Here is an 18,868-nt window from a genome sequence, read left to right as displayed (position 1 = left end):
GTTCTTCATACGTCCAGCTTGTGCCGCAGAAGGCAGCGGCTTTTTGATGAGATACTTCCTGCGATTTCGCCTCAATCAATGCATGAACCGTTTGATCTGTCGGGACATTTAGGATAGGGCCTGACCATTCATCAAGCAGTTTTTGCTGCTGCACTGGTGATAATAATTGCATCTGATCTAATAATTGATCTGGTGCTGACACCATTTGTTCGATCAAGTAAAGGAAATACTCCTTCCACTTCTCAATCGACGACCGTTCAAAGATAGAAGAATTAAAATCAAACACAAGCTCGATTTGATCGTCAGATTCGTTTCCAGTTAAGGTTAAGTCAAATTTCGCTATGTTCTCATTGAACGGCTGGGGAATGATATCAAGTCCATCCATCGACAGGTCACGAATATCTGCATTTTCCATCGAGAACACCACATCAAAGATTGGATGGCGGCTTGTGTCGCGAACCGTTTGCACTTGGTCCACCAATTCTTCAAATGGGTAAAGTTGATGTTCATTTGCCGCTAACACAAGCTCATGAACTGTTGACGCAAATTGAGAAAATGTCTGGTGTCCTTCCGGTTTTGTTCTGAGTGCCAGCGTATTCACAAACATGCCGATGACTGATTGAATATCAGGATGAGTTCTGCCCACCACTGGAGAACCGATCATGATGTCTTCTTGTCTCGAAAGCTTGCTTAAAAGTGTACTGTAGCAAGCAAGCAGCACTGTATACGTTGTACCGTTGAGTGATCTAACCAGCTCATCCAATTGCGCTTTAAGCGCACCGTCTATAGAAAATTCGACGCGGCCCCCTTCAAACGTCTGAACCTTTGGTCTCGGAAGATCCTCAGGCAACGCCAAAACAGGCAGTTCTCCTTGTAATTGTTCCAACCAAAACGCCGCTTCAGCCTCTTTTTTCGCAAGAAATTCTTCACTGTTTGACCAAACCGCATAGTCCTTATATTGAATAGGCAATTCATCAAGTTCGTCTCCTCGATACAAGGTCGATAGCTCATCAATTAAAATACCGACAGACGCACCATCTGAAATGATGTGGTGCATATCAATCAACAGATAATGAACACTCTCCGATTCAGACACAAGCCCCACTCTGAGCAGCGGCGCTTTTTCTACATCAAATGGACGGATAAAATCATTCATTAATTGCTGAATGTCTCGGCCTTCCCCTTCGATGTTTTCAATGTTCACAGAAACATTCGTTTCAATTCGCTGAACAGGTTCACCCTGAACGAAGTCAAAGCTCGTACGGAATGCTTCATGACGATGAACAAGCTGGTCAATGGCTTTTTTAAATCGTTTTTTATCAAATACACCTTCAAGCTTTAAAGCAGCTGGCATATGATAGCTCTGCTCGGCATCTGTCATTTTTTGCAGAACAAACAATCTTTTCTGAGCAGATGTCACTGGATAAAAAGCCGCTTCTTCCGCTTTCTCCACTCGCCTGATTTCAGTTCGATCTGTTTGATCCATTGCAAGGGCAAACGCCTCTAAAGTGGGTGATTCAAATAATGTTTTCAACGTACATTCCACATGCATCTCTTCATAGAGCCTGTTCAGCATTTTCATGCCGCGCAGTGAATGACCTCCGCATTCAAAGAAATGATCATGTCTGCCGATTTTCGGCACTTCAAGAATTTCCTCCCAAATGTGTGCCAATATACGCTCTGTATCTGATTGAGGAGGGACGTATTCATTTGCCGCCTGTTCACTCACATCAGGTATCGGTAATGCCCGTCTGTCTACCTTGCCATTCCCCGTTAGTGGCAGCTCGTCTAATTGCATGAAGAAAGCTGGCATCATATAAACAGGGAGTTCTCGTCCTGCTTGCTCACGTAAATCCGACAGTGGAACAGCACCTTCTGCTGTGAAATATGCACATAATGTTTCATTTGATAACGCAATGACAACGGCTTCCTTCACTTGCGGATGCTGCAATAGCTGGTGTTCAATTTCGCCAAGCTCGATACGCTGACCTCGAATCTTGACTTGATGATCTATTCGCCCAATGAATTCAATATCTCCATTTGACAGCCATCGTGCGAGATCGCCCGTTTTGTACATGACTTCACCAGATCGGAAAGGATTTTCAACAAACTTTTCGCTCGTTAACTCTGGCTGGCGATAATACCCCTTGACCAGTCCGTCACCTGCGACACAAAGCTCTCCAGCTACTCCCGGCGGCTGCACATGTCCAAACTCATCGACAATATAAACAGCCGTTTGACTCACCGGCTTTCCGATCGGAATCGACAGTGCTTGTTCTTCAATGTGATTCACCGGATAATACGTTGTAAAAATCGTGCTTTCAGAAGGTCCATACATATGAATAAGTTTGTCTTCTCCAACCGTTTCAAGGGCTGCCACAACATGTGGCACAGAAGCACGTTCCCCGCCAAACAGCACTTTTCTGACGTTTTTCAGGCTGCCTTTTTTCATATCAATCAGTAAGTGAAATAGAGCGGTCGTGATCATTAAAATACTGACTTTTTCCTTCTCAATCGCGCCAGAAAGCTCATTCATATTTAAGATGTTATCCTTTGGCAAAACAATGAGTTTCGCTCCGTTCAATAAAGCGCCAAACACATCAAACATAAATGCATCAAATACATAGTTTGAAATGCTCATCACCGTGTCTTCATGATGAATGGTGAGATAATTCGACTGCTTCACTGTTCTCAAAATGTTCCGATGCGTCACCATGTTCCCTTTAGGTTTGCCTGTCGTACCAGATGTGTAGGTCAAATTCGCCAAGTCCAAAGGCGAAACACATACAACTGGATTGCTCTCTGACTGCTGATCAACGGCTTGATCTTCTGTTTCTATGATTTCCCCTTCAAACGCAGTAAGCACAGAGCGATGACGCAGCACCTGATGGGTCAGGACAAACTGTGCACCACTATCTGTCAAAAAGTGCTTGATACGTTCATCAGGGAAGTCAGGATCAATTGGCACATAGACACCGCCAGCCTTTAGCACAGCTAAAACCGACAACACCATCTCATTGGAACGTTCAAAGAATAAAGCCGCTGTCATCCCTTTTTCAAAACCATGTTCACGTAAATAATGAGCCAGCTGGTTCGCTCTGTGATTCAGCTCTTGATAAGAAAGAACCACGTCTTTATATTGCAAAGCAGGCTGATGACCGTGCTGCTCTACTTGCGATTCAAATTGCGTCACAATGGTTTCTTCCACAGGATAAGGCGTAGGTAACGGGTTCCACATCTTCAATTGAGCCTCTGCCTCTTGTTCAGACAGTAAGCGGTATGATTGAATCGCTTGCTCCGGCACTTCAACCATCTGCTCCAGAAGATAAACATAATGCTTGAGCAGCTGCTCGGCTGTACTTCGTTTAAATAACGCCGTACTATAATCGAGGACGAAGGAAAGACCATGACTTGACTCCATCGCTTGAAGTGTGAGATCAAACTTTGCAATATGGAAATTGGTTTCCTCAACTTCGACTTTCATCTCTCCAATATGCTGGGCTGTTGAATGATCTGGCGTTAGAGTAAAGACCGTATCAAATAATGGATGGCGGCTAAAATCTCTTTGCACATTTAGCTTTTCAAGCAGCCGCTCGAATGGATATTGCTGATGCTCAAACGCCCTCATCGTCTTTTCCTTTACTTGCTCAATCAACTGCGTCATTGAACCGTTCGGATCTACCTCTGAACGTAAAGCAAGTGTTTGGACAAACATGCCGATCATGTCATTCAAATCTGCATGCACCCGGCCTGCTGTCGGTGTCCCCACAACAAACTCCTTTTGACCTGTGTATTTCGCAAGCAATGTATAGTAAGCAGAAAGCAACACGGTATACAGCGTCGTATGATGATTCGCTGCAAGCTCCTGCAAACGGCCTGTTAACGTCTCATCTATGTTTCTGAGAACGCGGTCTCCAGTGAAAGACTGGACAGCCGGACGCTGATAATCAGTTAGCAGCTGCAAAGCAGGGATATCTCCTGAAAATTCTTTCAGCCAGAATGCTTCATCTATTTGACCGCCTTGCTCTGCCTGTTGTTCTTGCCAAACAGCATAATCTTGATATTGAAGCTTCAATGGCACTTTCACTAATCCCTCATATGCGTCAGACAGCTCACGCAGCATCAAATCAATTGAAAGACCATCTGAAATCAGATGATGCATATCGAAATAGAGAAGATGCTCCTGATCATGTAAAGACTGTAGCCCAACACGCAAAAGCGGAGCCTGCTCAAGATGAAAAGGTCTGACAAATTGACGCATGTTCTCTTCCATCGTGCTGCCTGTCACCTGTTCTATTTGAAATGGGACGGATGAAGCTACCCGCTGACGAGGGACTCCTTTGACTGTATGAAAAGAAGTTCGCAGCATATCATGACGTGCGATCAGTTTTTCAAAAGCTCCCTCCAACTTCTCTCGTTGCAGCGTTCCTCTTAATTTCACAACGGCAGGCATATGATAGGCGATGCTCTGCTCCAGCTGAGTCACCATATAAACACGCTGCTGCGCTGGTGACAGTGGATAATCGGCGGCAGTCGGTGCTTTCGGTATGACCACTTGTGAAGACTTTTCCGCTTGTTCAATATAAACAGCAAGTGCTGCAATCGTTTGCTGTTCAAATAAAACAGATAAAGGGACCTCCACTTGAAAAGCCCGCTGAACGAGTGTAAGAACTTTCATCGCTTTGAGTGAATGCCCGCCTATGTCAAAGAATGAGTCGTACACACCTATGTTCTCTTGATGAAGAACGTCTTCCCACAAACGAACAAGCTTCGTTTCTACATCGTTTCTAGGCGCTACATAAACAGCACTGACAGCCTTGTCTCCCTTTAATGCAGCAAGCGCACGCCGGTCGACTTTCCCACTCACTGTCAGTGGAAATGCCTCAAGCTGCTTGAAATAAAGCGGCATCATATAAGCTGGCAGCTGATGTTTGATAGCGGCTTGCAGGGTGTCCACGGAAAGAAATTCTTGTCGTGCTTGATAGTAAGCACTTAAAGCCTTTCCACCGTCCGGTTCATCCACGACAAGGACAACAGCCTGATCGACTCCGTCTACCTGCTCCATGACTGCCTCAATTTCACCTGTTTCGATGCGGTAACCTCTTATTTTTACTTGGTCATCTATTCTTCCAAGGTAATCAATTGTGCCGTCTGGAAGCCATCTCACTACATCACCTGTGCGATACATCCGGTCTTCAGGGAAAAATGGATCTGGTCTGAATGCCTTCTCCGTTAATTCAGGCTGATTCACATAGCCCCGTCCAACTCCTATTCCCGCAATGCATAGTTCTCCCACAGCTCCCTGCACCTGTAGTTGTTCATGTTCATTTAAAATATAAATCCGGTGATGGCCCAGTGGCTTTCCAATTGACACATAGCGCTGTTCTGGTGACTTCTGCAGCTCACTGAGATCTAGACGGTGAACCGCCGCATCCACACACGTTTCTGTCGGACCATACACATTCCACAAGGCAAAATCGGGCTGGCTGACACGCACAGCTTCAATCAGCGCCTGCGCTGCTTTCGCAGGGAGTGCTTCTCCCCCAATCAGCATGTGAGTCAGTGCAAGCCCATCCAAATCCGCTGCAAGTAAAAGCTGCACATGTGCTGGCGTTCCATCTGTTGCTTTGATTTGACGTTCTTTGTAATAAGCCGCTAGCTGTACACCGTTTTGTGTCGTTTCTCTTGGCACAATATGAAGCGTATGTCCAAATAAAAGAGCAGCAAAGATTTGTTTAACAGATGCATCGAAATGGAATGGTGCAAGAAGCGCCACTTGAAGCTGATTTGCCCCCTCATACACTTCGTGATGCAGGGCATGAACCAAATGATGCAGCTGAAGATGCTCGATCATCACTCCCTTCGGCTTTCCAGTCGTACCCGATGTATAAATGAGATAAGCCAAATCCTGTGATGTCGTCTGATCGATCAGCTCAGGCAGCGGACGATCTTCTAATTCCATATGCTGCTGGACAATCATTTTTTCCGCAATGGATGAATATCGCTGAACAAACGATTCTTCTGTTAAAACGATAGAAGCACCAGAATCTTCTACAATAAATTGAATGCGTTCCTCAGGTAATGCCGGATCGATCGGTACATATGCACCGCCAGCTTTTAATATCCCAAAAATGGCAACCATCGCATCTGCCGTCCGTTCCATTAAAACGGCAACTGGTACATCACGCGAGACACCTTTCATCTGTAAAAATCGTGCCAGTTTGTCCGCTTTTTGATACAGCTCTCCATAAGTGAACGTTCCATTTTCCGCAACCACAGCTGCCCGTTCTGAATACGTTTTAGCTGCCTCATCAAATAAGTGGTGAACTGGTTTCGCTCCTGGTAAATCAAATGCTTCTCCCTTAGATAATTGAAGCAGTTGCTTTTGTTCATCTGCTGGCAGTAAAGAGAGAGCCCCAATCAGCTGATCTGGCTGAGAGACCGCCGCCTCCAGCAAAATGATCAATCGATCAAACAGCTTACTCATATCGTCTTCACTAAATAGGTCTGTACGGTAATCCAAATCAATGGTCAATGTATCTGTATCCCAGCGGTCCTTCACATGAATCGATATATCATTCATTCCGCTTCCACTAAAAATCGGCTCCGTAATGAACGAAAGATTCTCTTTTTTCTGCCACTGCATGACCTGATACTCTAAAGAAATATCAAACAGGCGTCCTGTAAATCCATCTCTTTCCCTTAAATCATTCATGAGCACATTGTAAGGATATTTTTGATGACGCAAGATCTTCATCTGATCCGCCATGACTTGCTTCACGAAATCAAGAAACGTGAGGGATCCTTGCACAGATGCGCGCATCGGAATGGTCGACACAAACATCCCAATCATCTTTTTTTCCTTTGCATTTGTCCGATTGCCCATAAAAGTTCCAAGGACCACATCCTCCATGCCGCTAAATCGGTGCAAGTAAATATAGACAGCGGACATAAACATAGATAGCATACTGACTTTCTCTTCTTCACAAAAGACTCGAAGCTTCTCCTTTAAAGAATCAGGAATATCCCCTGAAAATCTCTCCGCATGTAAGCTCATCTCGTAACCTTTATGCGGTGTTAAAGAAGCGAAATCTGGAATATTGGCAAATTGCTCGTTCCAAAAAGCTTGGTCTTTCTGAAAACGTTTAGAAGATTCATACGTTTGCTCACTCATGATGTGATCAACGAAGGAAATGTCTTCAATTGGAGAGATGTCTGTCCCCTGCAGCATGTCATGGTATAGATCAATGATTCGGTTTCCCATCAAGATAATTGAAATACCATCAGCCACAATATGATGTGCTTTACAGAACAGCCAGCACTCTTGATCACTGATTTGAAAGACCGTAAATTCAATTAAGGAACGATCAATCAGTTCCATCGGCTCACGAATCTCCTCGTTCGCCCACGCCCTGACTTCCTTTTCACTCCAGCTTTTCACCAAACGAATCGGCTGTTTTTCATATGGCTTGATATATTGAACGGGCTCCTCCTGCTCATGTTGATACACTAGCCTTAAACGAAGAGAATCAGTTTCACGAATGTACGCTTGAAGCACATCCACGATCAAAGAAGGATTTAGACCTGATACCGATCTTAACTTGGCAAACCCACCCAAATTAGAAATACTTGTGCCTGGATAAAATCTTTCCGTGTAGAATACTCGCTTTTGCGCATGTGTTAAGGGGTAATAAACTGTACTCATTCTCATCCTCCGCTCTTCTATGTTTTCTCCACCAACTGTGATACCCTGCACCCTCTATATCAAAAGAACCAAGTCTATTTCATTAAAATAGACGGAATAACAAAAAAGGAGCCCACCCCGAATAAAACGGAGGGACTCCCATTTTGATTCGGTAACCTGCCGACCATAGTAAAAAAGCAACTTTTACCTTAGGACATGGCTTTGCGTCTCTATGTTTCCATAGATTTGCCTTTTTCTTCTTTTCTTTTAGATATTTTCTATTTACGTCCACTTTATATGAAATTATTGTTTTTTTCACCGAAAAATGGGTGTAAAGATTCATGCGTTATGCCGAAGGGATCACATCATAATTTATGATATTTACCGAAAATAACTAATAATAGTTGCGCTCCACCGAAAATAAATGACCAATTACCGCAAAAATTTCATGTTTTTCCTTAAATTTTTCAAATATGACCGAAAATGTAGGAGAGAGGTCTCCTATCACGCCTCGCATTTTCTTAAATCTTAAGAACTATATTCCCTAAAACTTTGAATATTTTTACCATAAAAACAATACAAAAAGAGCTGTCATTTCAAATGACAGCTCCTTGTTTCTTCATTATATTTACATCACCTTAGACAGACCAATCGTTTTCTCAATAATGAGCAACGCAATGATAGAAATGATAATAAATATGACAGATATCGCATTGACACTCGGATCAAAAGTTTGCTCAATGTAATTAAACGTCCTCACGGGAATCGTAATGGTTTGAGGTGAAGAAACGAACAAACTAATCGAGATTTCACCAAATGATGTCACAGCAGAAAACACCCCACCTGCGATAATACCAGGCTTGATCAAGGGCAGTGTCACACGAAAGAAAGTACGTATGGGCCCTGCACCAAGATTCATGGAAGCTAGCTCAAGACGTGGATCAAGATTTGAAACACTGACACCCACAGTTCGTACCACATAAGGAAAACCAATGATGACATGCCCAATGACTAATGCCCACAAAGACCCTGTAAAACCCATAGCCGTAAACAAATACAGCATCGCAATCCCTAATACCACCTGAGGAATCATAAGAGGTGACAAAATAAAGGCTTGAACAGCTTCCTTTCCCTTAAAGGAAAGCCTTGCTAAAGCATAAGAAGCCATCGTTCCTAAAAGAACAGTAAGCGGCGTCACAATCAATAACAGAATCACGCTGATACGCAAAGATTCCATCCATTCTGGATTCGACACGACCTCATGAAACCAGCGAACGGAAAACGAAGTCGGCGGGAATTCAGGAAAAGCATTCGGACTAAAAGCAGAAAGAACAATGACAAGAACAGGTACGGTTAAAAAGAGATAAACGAGTGAGCCTGCGGTCCATATCAGAACCGAAAGCAAACGGTCACTTATTGATTTTTTACGCATGCATCCTCGCCTCCCAACGCTTCAATAGATAGCTTAATAGACTGACGACCGCTAGCACACAAATCAATAAAGTAAAGGACATCGCAGCGGCAAGAGGCAAATTATACACCTGCATGACCTGCTGATAAATGGACAGTGGCAAGAGCGGTTGCATCCGTCCGCCGACTAGCAGAGGAGTAATATAGCTTCCTGCTGCAAGTGAGAAGACAATAATTGCTCCGGTGATCATGCCTGGAATCGTAAGCGGCAAGGTCACATGAAAAAATGTCCGAATACGACCAGCACCAAGACTCATAGAAGCCGGTCTTAAGTGACGGTCCATATCAGTTAAGCTCGTTGCAATAGGCAGCACTGCAAAAGGCAGCATCACTTGAACATAAGCAATAATGACCGCATTCATATTCCACAGCATCGATAGCGGTTTCTCAATCAGATGTAAATCGATCAGCATGCCATTGATCAAGCCATTTTGCGAAAGAAGAACGATCCATGCAAATGTCCGAATGACGACACTCGTCAAAAGCGGCGATACAAGTAAGATATAGAAAAAAGCCCGCAACCTTGGGTGAGGTGCTTTCACTAGCACATAAGCTGCTGGATATGCCATCAATAAACAAATCACCGTTGTCTGTAAGGCCACCCACACAGTACTTCCAATTGCTTTCACATATGCATCTGTCGTAAATACATGTAAATATTGAGACAAACTATAGGATTGTAACGTATTCATCATCGAATCCACATCACGAAAACTGAGGACAAACATCATCACAAGCGGAGCAAGAAGGAATACAACTAGAAACAAACAAGCTGGCAGCAGCATAAACCAATGAAAGCGCTGATTCTTTTTTTTGATTCGCATCACGCATGCACCTTCGAATCTAAGAACACAATATCTTCAGGCTGCCAATGAATATGCACAGTTTCTCCAACTTGAGGCAGCTCGGGAAATGCTGCGTCTGATGCATGGACAATGATTTCACCTTGATTAAGCCCAACGACCAAACGTAAAGAGTGCCCAATATAACTGACATCTGCCAACACGCCTGTGACATGATTTGGCTGAACTTCCTCCCCGACAGAAGATAACTTGATTCTCTCAGGACGCAGCATGAGTAAATGCTTCTCGCTCTTCTCTTTAAATGCGGCAACTTTTAGCTGAACTTGCTTCCCGTTTGATTGAATGAAATGTGGAACAGTGTATGTGGAAGTAACTTCATCATATTCCGCTTCAAATAGATTGACCTGTCCGATAAATTCAGCAACAAAACGATTATTTGGCTGACGATATACTTCTAAAGGTGTCCCAATCTGCTGAATTTTCCCCTCACCTAATATCCCAATTCGGTCGGAAAGACTTAAGGCTTCCTCCTGATCATGCGTCACAAGAATAGTCGTAATCCCGACATTCCGTTGAATATTTCGCAGCTCCGTCTGCATATTTTTTCTTAGTTTTGCATCTAAGTTACTGAGTGGTTCATCCAGAAGAAGAACGGCAGGCTGGATGGCAAGTGCCCGTGCAATGGCGACCCGTTGCTGCTGACCTCCACTTAATTGGTGCGGCATACGTTTGGCAAATGACTCTAATTGAACAAGAGACAAACTCTCCATCACCTTTTGCTTGATTTCCGCCTTCTTTTTCTTTTGAACCTTCAACCCATATGCAACATTATCAAATACGGTGAGATGTGGGAAAAGTGCATAGCTTTGAAAGACCATCCCCGTTTTTCTTTGATAAGGAGGTAAAGTCGTCACATCCTGATCACCAATATAGACGACTCCTTTTGTCGGTTCTAAAAAACCACCAATGATATTGAGTAAAGTTGATTTTCCGCAGCCACTAGGGCCAAGAAGGGAGAAAAACTCTCCCTCTTTTACCGTAAGACTGACATCATCAAGAGCAATCTGCTCGCCAAAATGCTGGCTGATATGTTCTAAATTGATTCCACTCATGCGATCACCTATTTTCCTCCGCCTAATACTTCATTCCATCGATTTGTCCATTGACCGAGCTCCGAAGTCGCTGTTTCGTAATCTACCCAAGTCAGCTTGCTATAATAATTTTCGCCAACCTTCACTTTCCCCTTAATTTTGTCTCCGTATTTCACATCAGAATTCGACATGCCATAGTAAGATTTTTCTGAGAAGGCTTCTTGAGCTTCTTTCCCGCTAAGGTAGTTTAATAGCTTATAAGCCGCTTCCTCATGCTGACTTCCCTTTGTTAACGCCCAGCTCGCAACTGCTGCCACAGCGCCTTCTTTCGGATATGAGAATCCAATATCCATCCCTTCTTCTTCAAGTGCAAATGCTCGGCCATCCCAATATGGAACTGCCGTCACGTCACCACGTTCTAACAGCGTTTGAATAGACCCTGGGTTATCAGGAAAAGCAGCTACACGCCCTTTTAATTGTGCTAGGCTTTTAAATGCTTTATCAATATCCTTAGGATTTGATTCTGCCCCTCCTTGAGCATGGACAAGTGCAGAGAAAAATTGTAAGCCCGCTGAATAAGTTGGGGAAGAAATCGCCACTTTCCCTTTCAGCTGATCGCTCCATAAATCTGTCCAGCTGTTTGGCTCCTGTTTGACAAGATCTTTTCTATAAGCAATTCCAAGCTGTCCCATACTAAAGCCTGCTGCATATTGTTTTCCATCAACAGTGAGTTTCTTTTGAACAGAACGATAAAGCTTTTTCACATTCGGTGCTTGATCTTCATCAATAGGCGCAAGAACGTTTGCCGCAATACCTCTTTGAATCGTATCAGGCTGTAAAATAAGCAAATCATACGGTGGATTTTTACCATTAGATGCTTTTAATTTTGTAAACCATTCAGAATCTGCCCCAGAGACCGTTTGTACTTTAATGCCTGTATCCTTTTCAAACTTTTCGAGGATTGGCTTAATATTCTTTTCCCAATCCCCTCCGTAGACACCAACGATCACAGTCTGCTGCTGTTTACTTTGGTCCTGCCCATTTCCACCGCATGCAGACAGCAGTAACATGATGGATAGGACACCTGCAAATATGGTCATTAATCTTCTTTTCATAATTCGTTTCCCCCTTTTTGTTGATTCAACTGATGAAGTGCTTGAATAATATCCATCTTTGTTAATGGTTCCTGTCTATGACTAAAATGAGAATGAACCGCATGTTTATAGTGCGTACGCTCATTTGCTGGGTATGAACGAAGCTGCACAGCAAGCTCACTGCTGGCTTCGTCCGTCCACACTTTCTCATAAGCTGCTCTTTGTTTTCCAAAATCCCAAGCGACAGCATCAGCATCATTCATCTTTTCACGAAGCCTGCTCGTCTGTTCGTCATCAATTTTCCATTCATTATGATCTCGATAGACTTTGACGCCATATTGCTGAAGTGCTCTTTCTTCACTTAATAGCCCTGCTTCCACTTCATGAAGGACTTTTTCTTTCGTTCTAGAAAATGGATTCCCCCATCCTCCTCCACTTGGTGAAACCAATTGAACAATATCGCCTTTTTCAAGACGCATGACATCAATTTTCGGCTGGTTTTGTGTCTCCCCATTTGGTTTGGTCAATTTCACCTCACCAATTGCTCCTGCACGTCCGCCCATTAACCCCCAAGGTTGAAACTTCATTCGTTCCATTCCTCGTGCCGTCACCATCGATTCTGGCTTGATCATTTCAAATTCTAAACCAATTGCATGTCCCCCTCTATGTTCCCCTGCTCCACCTGTGTTTGGCAGCAGTTCATATCGGTGTACATGAATATCAATATGCTGTTCCAAGCTCTCAATGGGTGTATTTTTTAAAAATCCTGACGAATGATCAATTCCATCTACTCCATCAGTCCCTTTTTGAGCACCGCCGCCTCCGCCTAACGGTTCGACCACAGACATTTTTCTGCCTCCTGTTTGATCATCAGGAACAGAGAGAACGACGATAGCAGATTGACCTGCACCTGCCGCCGGCACTGCTTCAGGCAACAGCTTACCAATAGCACCTAGCACGACATTATACAGTCTCATTGTAATGGAATGCCGAATACCGACAGAAGCCGGATATTCTGGATGGACAAGCGTTCCTTTAGGTGAAATCACGTCTATCGGATACGTAATCCCACCATTAATCGGAATAAAAGGATCTTTACTAATGATGTAATTGATCAACCCTTGATACAAGAAGGAGTGCTTTTGACCATTGGTGACAAGATTAAAAGCTGTCTTAACTTGCGGGTCACACTCAGAGAAGTCCAGTGTCAGCTGTTTCCCTTTGACCGTCAGCTTTATCTTTAATCGGATCGGCACGTCCGAAATCATATCATCATCCAAGTAATCAGCGAATTCACTCGTTCCATCAGGGATGGCTTCAATTACTTTGCCTGCGCGATCCTCTGCTTGCTTCAGCAGATCAATCATTCCTTGCTTCACTTCGTTTTTTCCAAATTTCTCGATCATTTCTTTTAGTCTGATTTCTGCTGTATTAACAGCGGCAATCATCGCATTAATATCGCCATCATTTAAATGACTCGCCCGGCTATTAGCTCTTAAAAAGGTACGAACAACCTGATTCTCTTTTCCACCTTCATAGATTTTCACTGGTGGAATTCTTAATCCTTCCTGATGAACATCTGTTGCAGTTGGAGAAATGCTTGAAGGGACAAGACCTCCCACATCACTTACATGAACAAAAGACCAGGCATAGCTGACAATTTCATCTTCTATAAAAATGGGTTTGATGATATGGACATCTGGCAAATGAGTCGCTAAACCGTCTGTCGTATAAGGATCATTTGTGATGATAATGTCACCCGGCTGCATCGGTCCGCTTTCTTCAATCGCTTTTTTGAGACTCAGCCCTAAAAAGATCGTGACACCGACTGTTTTTGGGTAAACAAAGAAATCCCCAGAAGGCGTGGCTAATGCTGTGGCAAAATCCGCCGATTCTTTTACGAATGTTGTAAAGGATGTCCGCTCAATGACATGTCCCATGCCTGATGCAATCGCATTAAAATAACTCCTCATCATCTCAAGCTTTGCTGGATCAGTTCCCATGTAAAGCCGCCTCCCTTGAAATCACCAAGTTTCCTGAATGGTCTATGCTGCCTGCCCAGTTTGGCAAAATCAATGTTGTCGTATCATCTTGCTCAATGATGGCAGGTCCTTTCACAACAGCACCTAATGACAAAGTACTCCGATTGTAAACAGATGCTTCGTACTCTTTTTCTTCTATAAAGATTCGTCTGTATGATTGTGGTATTAAAGGCTGTCCGCTACTTTCATCACCAGGAGAGAAAGGCAGTGGAGGCGTTTCACCTATAACCCGAACTCGCAAATGAGTAAATTCAATGTTCGCCTGATCATCTCTATGGCCATATTGACGCTCATGCAGGTTGTGGAAAGCTTCAATCAGGTGATAGACGTCTTGTTCCTGCTTTAGCCAATCCACCGATAATGGCAATTCAATCTCAAATGCCTGTCCTTGATAGCGGGCATCTGCTAATAACAAAATGGACGTTTGTTTGATATGTTGAATGTTTTGCTGGCTGAACCAATCCGTTGCTTTGCGAGAGAGCATTTCATAATCTTGTTTTAATTCGTCAATCGTATAGTCTTGTAAGCAGATTTTCTTAGACAACACAGCATCATGGATAAAATCGGCTGTAAGTGCACCTAGCGCACATAATGTTCCTGGACTTGGAGGGACGACCACATTTTTTGCATGAATTTCTCTCGCAAGGAAATTCGCAACAACAGGCCCTGCCCCGCCAAATGCCAACAAACTAAAATCTCTAGGGTCAAACCCTTGCTGCTCCATGACATTGCTTAGTTCTGTGTACATATTGGCAACAGCCACTTGAATCAACTGGTCAGCCGCCTGTTCGACTGTTTTATGAAGCTGATCAGCAATTGGCTGAAAGGCTATTTCCGCTGCAGACCTCTGCAATTGTAAATGTCCTCCGGCAAACCGATCTTGATTGAGGTAACCGCATATGAGAAACGCATCGGTTAAAGCAGCTTTTTTTCCCTTTCCATACGAAGCAGGTCCAGGCTGCGAGCCAACTGATTCCGGTCCTGCTTTAAGAAGCCCGCCTTGATCAAGCCATGCGACAGAACCTCCGCCAGCCCCTATCGAATACATTGCAACAGATGGAAGAATGATCGGAAATCCTGAAAGCTGATTCGATTGAGCCATTGTAGGCTGCCCATTTTGAATGATCGAGATATCTGCACTTGTGCCACCAACATCAAACGTAATTAAATTGGGTTCATTTGCAGAAGTTGCAATTCTCGCCGCACCAATTACACCAGCTGCCGGGCCAGAAAAAAGTGTTTTAACGGGTGAAGTGGCTGCACTTTCTGCATCCATTAAACCACCATTTGATTGGGTAATGTATGGAGAAATTGGTACACCTTCTTCTTTCAAGCGGCTTTTCAACGTTTGTAAATATTGTTTCACCTTTGGTTGAATGTACAAATTGACAACAGACATCACTGTCCGCTCATATTCCCTCATTTGGGGCCATAACTCAGAAGACGTCAGGACTTCTAACTGTGGGTAATGATGATGAATATAGGCTTTTGCCTGTAATTCATGAACTGGATTCTGATAGCTATGTAAAAAAGAAATGACAATGCCTGCTAGTTTTTTAGACATGACCTGCTGGACAGCATCATCTAATTGCTGCAGTTGGAGAGGTTTTTTGATCGAACCATCGTGTATGAGCCTTTCAGAGATTGGATATACATGTTTTCGTGGTATCAATGGTTCTGGCAATTGAGAATTGAAGTCATAAGGAATGGGTAGACGTAAACGCTGTAATGACAAAATGTCTTGAAAACCTTCCGTTACAAAAAGGGCTAAATCTGCTCCCTTTCTCTGCAATAATGTATTAAGACCGATTGTCATCCCGTGTACGAGATATTGTATTTTGGATAAATCGACACCTCTTTCTTTTAGAAGTTTCAGCCCATTGATAATTCCTTGAGCTGGGTCATCTGTCACTGTAGGTGTCTTGAGTTCAGTCAGCTCCCCTGTCGCTTCATTCATCAGCGATAAATCAGTAAATGTTCCACCTATGTCTATTCCGAGCCGATAAGAGACATCCGCCATTTGTACTTCCCTCCTGCAATGTAATTGGAATCATATTTTGATAAATTACGACATTTTTTGATATTTGACTCCATATTATTAAAGCATATCGGTCTAGTCAATTTTATTTTTTTGAAATTTCTGTGTGTTAAAATCTTGAAATTAGCCTAAAAACCAATCATAAAGCCATTTTGCATCAGCATATATGTTTTTTGAGTAGCAAAATTAAATTTTTATGAGTTTGTACAACGAGGAAAAGAGCATAAAGAGGTAAAAAACGTTTTTCGAACTTTAAAAGACGTTTTTTCAAAACGAGGAGAAATTGGTAAGTAATTCTGCTATACTTCTGTTTACAAAATACGCTAAAGAGAAAGAGAGCTAGCATCTATGAAACTTCTTAAAACCATTCTCTTGCTTTTATTGATTGTCATTGGTATAGCGACAGGCTATGTCCAACTAGGGCAACATAAACAAGAGACGACAAACTCTTCTTATGACAAAACCATTCACTTTCCATCAGATCGATATCCAGAAACCGCGAAGCACATAGAAGAAGCTATTGACGAAGGTCATTCTTCCATTTGCACCATTGATCGAAAAAATAGTGATGAGCAAAGAGACAAATCACTTCATGGCATTCCTACAAAGCGTGGTTATGATCGTGATGAATGGCCAATGGCGATGTGTAAAGAAGGTGGAGCAGGGGCTTCTGTCAAATATGTACGTCCTTCGGATAATAGGGGGGCAGGCTCTTGGGTAAGTCATCAATTATCAGATGATCCTGATGGCACAAGAATCCAATTTATTATCGAGTAGCACTATCTTTCCTTTTTTCATAACAAAAATTTCTGTGTAAGTGCATTCACGTATATCAAACATTTTTTTCATGCCGATAATCCTTAAGGAGGGATACCCTACCTTATACCTAAAGGAGTAAAAAGCATGAAGAAAAAAGGAAAACTGAGGCTTGGCGCCAAAATAATGCTGATCTTTTTAAGTGTCCTCATCGTATTTTCAGCAGTGGTTGGTTATGTAGTGAACCGCGAAATGACAGAGAACATTAAGCAAATGGCCACCGAAAAAGCAAAAGGCGATCTAAAGCTAGGATACGCTTACCTAACTGAAAAGGTTGCTGGCTCGTGGCAGATAAAAGATGGCAAGCTTTACAAAGGAAATACTCAAATCAATAACCATGACACATTGGTTGATCAATTAGCCGAATATACTGGTGATACAATCACGATTTTCCAAGGAAATACCCGTGTTGCCACAAATGTCATGTTAAACGGGAAACGAGCTGTAGGAACTGAAGTCTCACCTGAAGTAAAGGCCGCTGTTTTGGATAAAGGCGAGAATTATTACGGAACAGCCAATGTTGCCGGGAAAGACTACCAAACGGCTTATATGCCCATCAAAAATGATACAGGGGAAACGATTGGTATTTTCTATACCGGTGCAAATCAAAGCATGATTTCACAAATGCTTCAGTCTTTCTTTATTCAATTTGTCACGGTTCTACTGTTAAGTTTAATTGTTTCTGTTATCATTATTTCTATTTTCACAAAGCGGATTCAGACACGTCTCAAACATATGGCATCTGCTATTAAGAGTGCAGGCGAAGGAAATTTAACCATCAACGTGACAGATCACACAGGCGATGAACTTTCTGAGCTGGCAGGTCACTTTAATAAGATGCGTGAGAAATTAAATCAAACCATTTTAAATGTGATCAAAACATCTGAATTAGTAGCCACCTCTTCTGAGGAGCTGTCAGCTAGCGCAGAAGAAACGAGTGCAGCATCAGAGAAGATTACCCATACCATTCAAGAAGTCGCTCAATCGTCTGAACAGCAATCAGCCCAAATGACAGCTAGTGAGCACACGATGAGACAAGTATCTAACGAGCTAGTAAACATCACTGAAAATGCGGGACAAATGGCAACAAGAAGCCAGTCCGCACAAGAAATGGCCCAAAAAGGTGTACAAAATATCGGTGAAGTCAATTCACAAATGACATCTATTGCAAAATCAATTGAAGAGAACGGTACAGCAATTCAAGCGCTAGAAACACGTTCAGCCGAGATTGATCAAATTTCCAAAGTGATTACAGATATCGCTAACCAAACTAATCTACTTGCTCTTAATGCGGCCATTGAGGCAGCACGCGCAGGTGAACACGGAAAAGGTTTTGCCGTTGTGGCAGACGAAGTGAGGAAGCTCGCAGAAGAATCGCAAACATCATCCAACATGATTTCACATCTCATTTCCGAAATACAAAAAGAGATGAATCATTCGACAAGTGCCATTAAACGAGTACGAGAGGAAGCGGCTCAAGGGGCTGTTCTTATTTCTCATACAGAGGATTCATTTATTGACATTCAGCAGTCAATGAAGGAAATGGCAGATGGCATTCAACATTTATCGGATGCATCCCAAAAAATCGCAGCTTATACAAATGATGCGAAGCAGACCTTTGCCTCTATCACAGAAGGCGTTAAACTGACGAGTGAACATTCACAACAAGTAGCAGGTTTAACAGAAGAACAATTTGCAGCAATGGAAGAAGTAACAGCTTCATCAGAGGCTCTTGCCCATTTAGCAGGAGACCTAAAAGAAATGGTTTCGCAATTTCACATCTAGATCCCTCATACAGTAGCGCAAGACGGCGACAATCGTCTTGCTGCC

The 18,868-nt window shown here is 43.0% G+C and carries 9 protein-coding genes and 1 riboswitch; of the genes, 2 read left to right on the top strand and 7 right to left on the bottom strand.

The features are described from left to right. The 7 genes from BA79_RS12900 to BA79_RS12870 all read right to left on the bottom strand — a co-directional run. On the bottom strand, window positions 1–7,711 hold a 7,711-nt coding region (locus BA79_RS12900; RefSeq protein WP_051626192.1), incomplete at its 3' end, for an amino acid adenylation domain-containing protein. Between the two features lie 141 nt (window positions 7,712–7,852). Next, window positions 7,853–7,945: riboswitch (cyclic di-GMP riboswitch) on the bottom strand. 367 nt (window positions 7,946–8,312) lie between these two features. Beyond that, window positions 8,313–9,116 carry an ABC transporter permease gene (locus tag BA79_RS12895; protein ID WP_008347828.1) on the bottom strand — a complete coding sequence of 268 codons (804 nt, stop codon included), beginning with the start codon at window positions 9,114–9,116 and terminating at the stop codon, window positions 8,313–8,315. Continuing rightward, window positions 9,109–9,978, bottom strand: coding sequence for an ABC transporter permease (locus tag BA79_RS12890; protein ID WP_008347830.1), 870 nt, complete (start codon window positions 9,976–9,978; stop codon window positions 9,109–9,111). Before BA79_RS12890 ends, BA79_RS12895 begins: the two co-directional genes overlap by 8 nt. After that, window positions 9,978–11,069, bottom strand: a complete 1,092-nt coding sequence (locus BA79_RS12885) for an ABC transporter ATP-binding protein (RefSeq protein ID WP_025206726.1) — start codon at window positions 11,067–11,069, stop codon at window positions 9,978–9,980. The genes BA79_RS12890 and BA79_RS12885 overlap by 1 nt, the downstream gene beginning before the upstream one ends. An 8-nt stretch (window positions 11,070–11,077) precedes the next feature. Next, window positions 11,078–12,163, bottom strand: a complete 1,086-nt coding sequence (locus tag BA79_RS12880; RefSeq protein WP_035703174.1) for an ABC transporter substrate-binding protein — start codon at window positions 12,161–12,163, stop codon at window positions 11,078–11,080. Further along, complete coding sequence (locus BA79_RS12875; RefSeq protein ID WP_035703172.1) at window positions 12,160–14,145, bottom strand: hydantoinase B/oxoprolinase family protein; 1,986 nt, start codon at window positions 14,143–14,145, stop codon at window positions 12,160–12,162. Before BA79_RS12875 ends, BA79_RS12880 begins: the two co-directional genes overlap by 4 nt. After that, the gene (locus BA79_RS12870) at window positions 14,135–16,204 is read right to left on the bottom strand and encodes a hydantoinase/oxoprolinase family protein (RefSeq protein WP_035703168.1); all 2,070 of its coding nucleotides are present in this window, start codon (window positions 16,202–16,204) and stop codon (window positions 14,135–14,137) included. Before BA79_RS12870 ends, BA79_RS12875 begins: the two co-directional genes overlap by 11 nt. 366 nt (window positions 16,205–16,570) lie before the next feature. Here BA79_RS12870 and BA79_RS12860 point away from each other — a divergent pair, with 366 nt between their 5' ends. Both BA79_RS12860 and BA79_RS12855 read left to right on the top strand, forming a co-directional pair. Further along, on the top strand, window positions 16,571–16,999 hold the full coding sequence (locus BA79_RS12860; protein WP_007498233.1) for a NucA/NucB deoxyribonuclease domain-containing protein: 429 nt from the start codon (window positions 16,571–16,573) through the stop codon (window positions 16,997–16,999). 126 nt (window positions 17,000–17,125) lie between these two features. Beyond that, complete coding sequence (locus BA79_RS12855; protein ID WP_035703163.1) at window positions 17,126–18,823, top strand: methyl-accepting chemotaxis protein; 1,698 nt, start codon at window positions 17,126–17,128, stop codon at window positions 18,821–18,823. Window positions 18,824–18,868 lie beyond the last annotated feature (45 nt).

The organism is Bacillus altitudinis 41KF2b (assembly GCF_000691145.1).
Lineage (GTDB): Bacteria > Bacillota > Bacilli > Bacillales > Bacillaceae > Bacillus > Bacillus altitudinis.
Note: the sequence above shows the minus strand (reverse complement) of the source record. Positions and strands in the feature narration are given on the sequence as shown.

Coding starts and splice junctions, on each gene's coding strand:
- BA79_RS12895 (WP_008347828.1), bottom strand. CDS start 9,116: ATGCGTAAAAAATCAATAAGTGACCGTTTGCTTTCGGTTCTGATATGG.
- BA79_RS12890 (WP_008347830.1), bottom strand. CDS start 9,978: ATGCGAATCAAAAAAAAGAATCAGCGCTTTCATTGGTTTATGCTGCTG.
- BA79_RS12885 (WP_025206726.1), bottom strand. CDS start 11,069: ATGAGTGGAATCAATTTAGAACATATCAGCCAGCATTTTGGCGAGCAG.
- BA79_RS12880 (WP_035703174.1), bottom strand. CDS start 12,163: ATGAAAAGAAGATTAATGACCATATTTGCAGGTGTCCTATCCATCATG.
- BA79_RS12875 (WP_035703172.1), bottom strand. CDS start 14,145: ATGGGAACTGATCCAGCAAAGCTTGAGATGATGAGGAGTTATTTTAAT.
- BA79_RS12870 (WP_035703168.1), bottom strand. CDS start 16,204: ATGGCGGATGTCTCTTATCGGCTCGGAATAGACATAGGTGGAACATTT.
- BA79_RS12860 (WP_007498233.1), top strand. CDS start 16,571: ATGAAACTTCTTAAAACCATTCTCTTGCTTTTATTGATTGTCATTGGT.
- BA79_RS12855 (WP_035703163.1), top strand. CDS start 17,126: ATGAAGAAAAAAGGAAAACTGAGGCTTGGCGCCAAAATAATGCTGATC.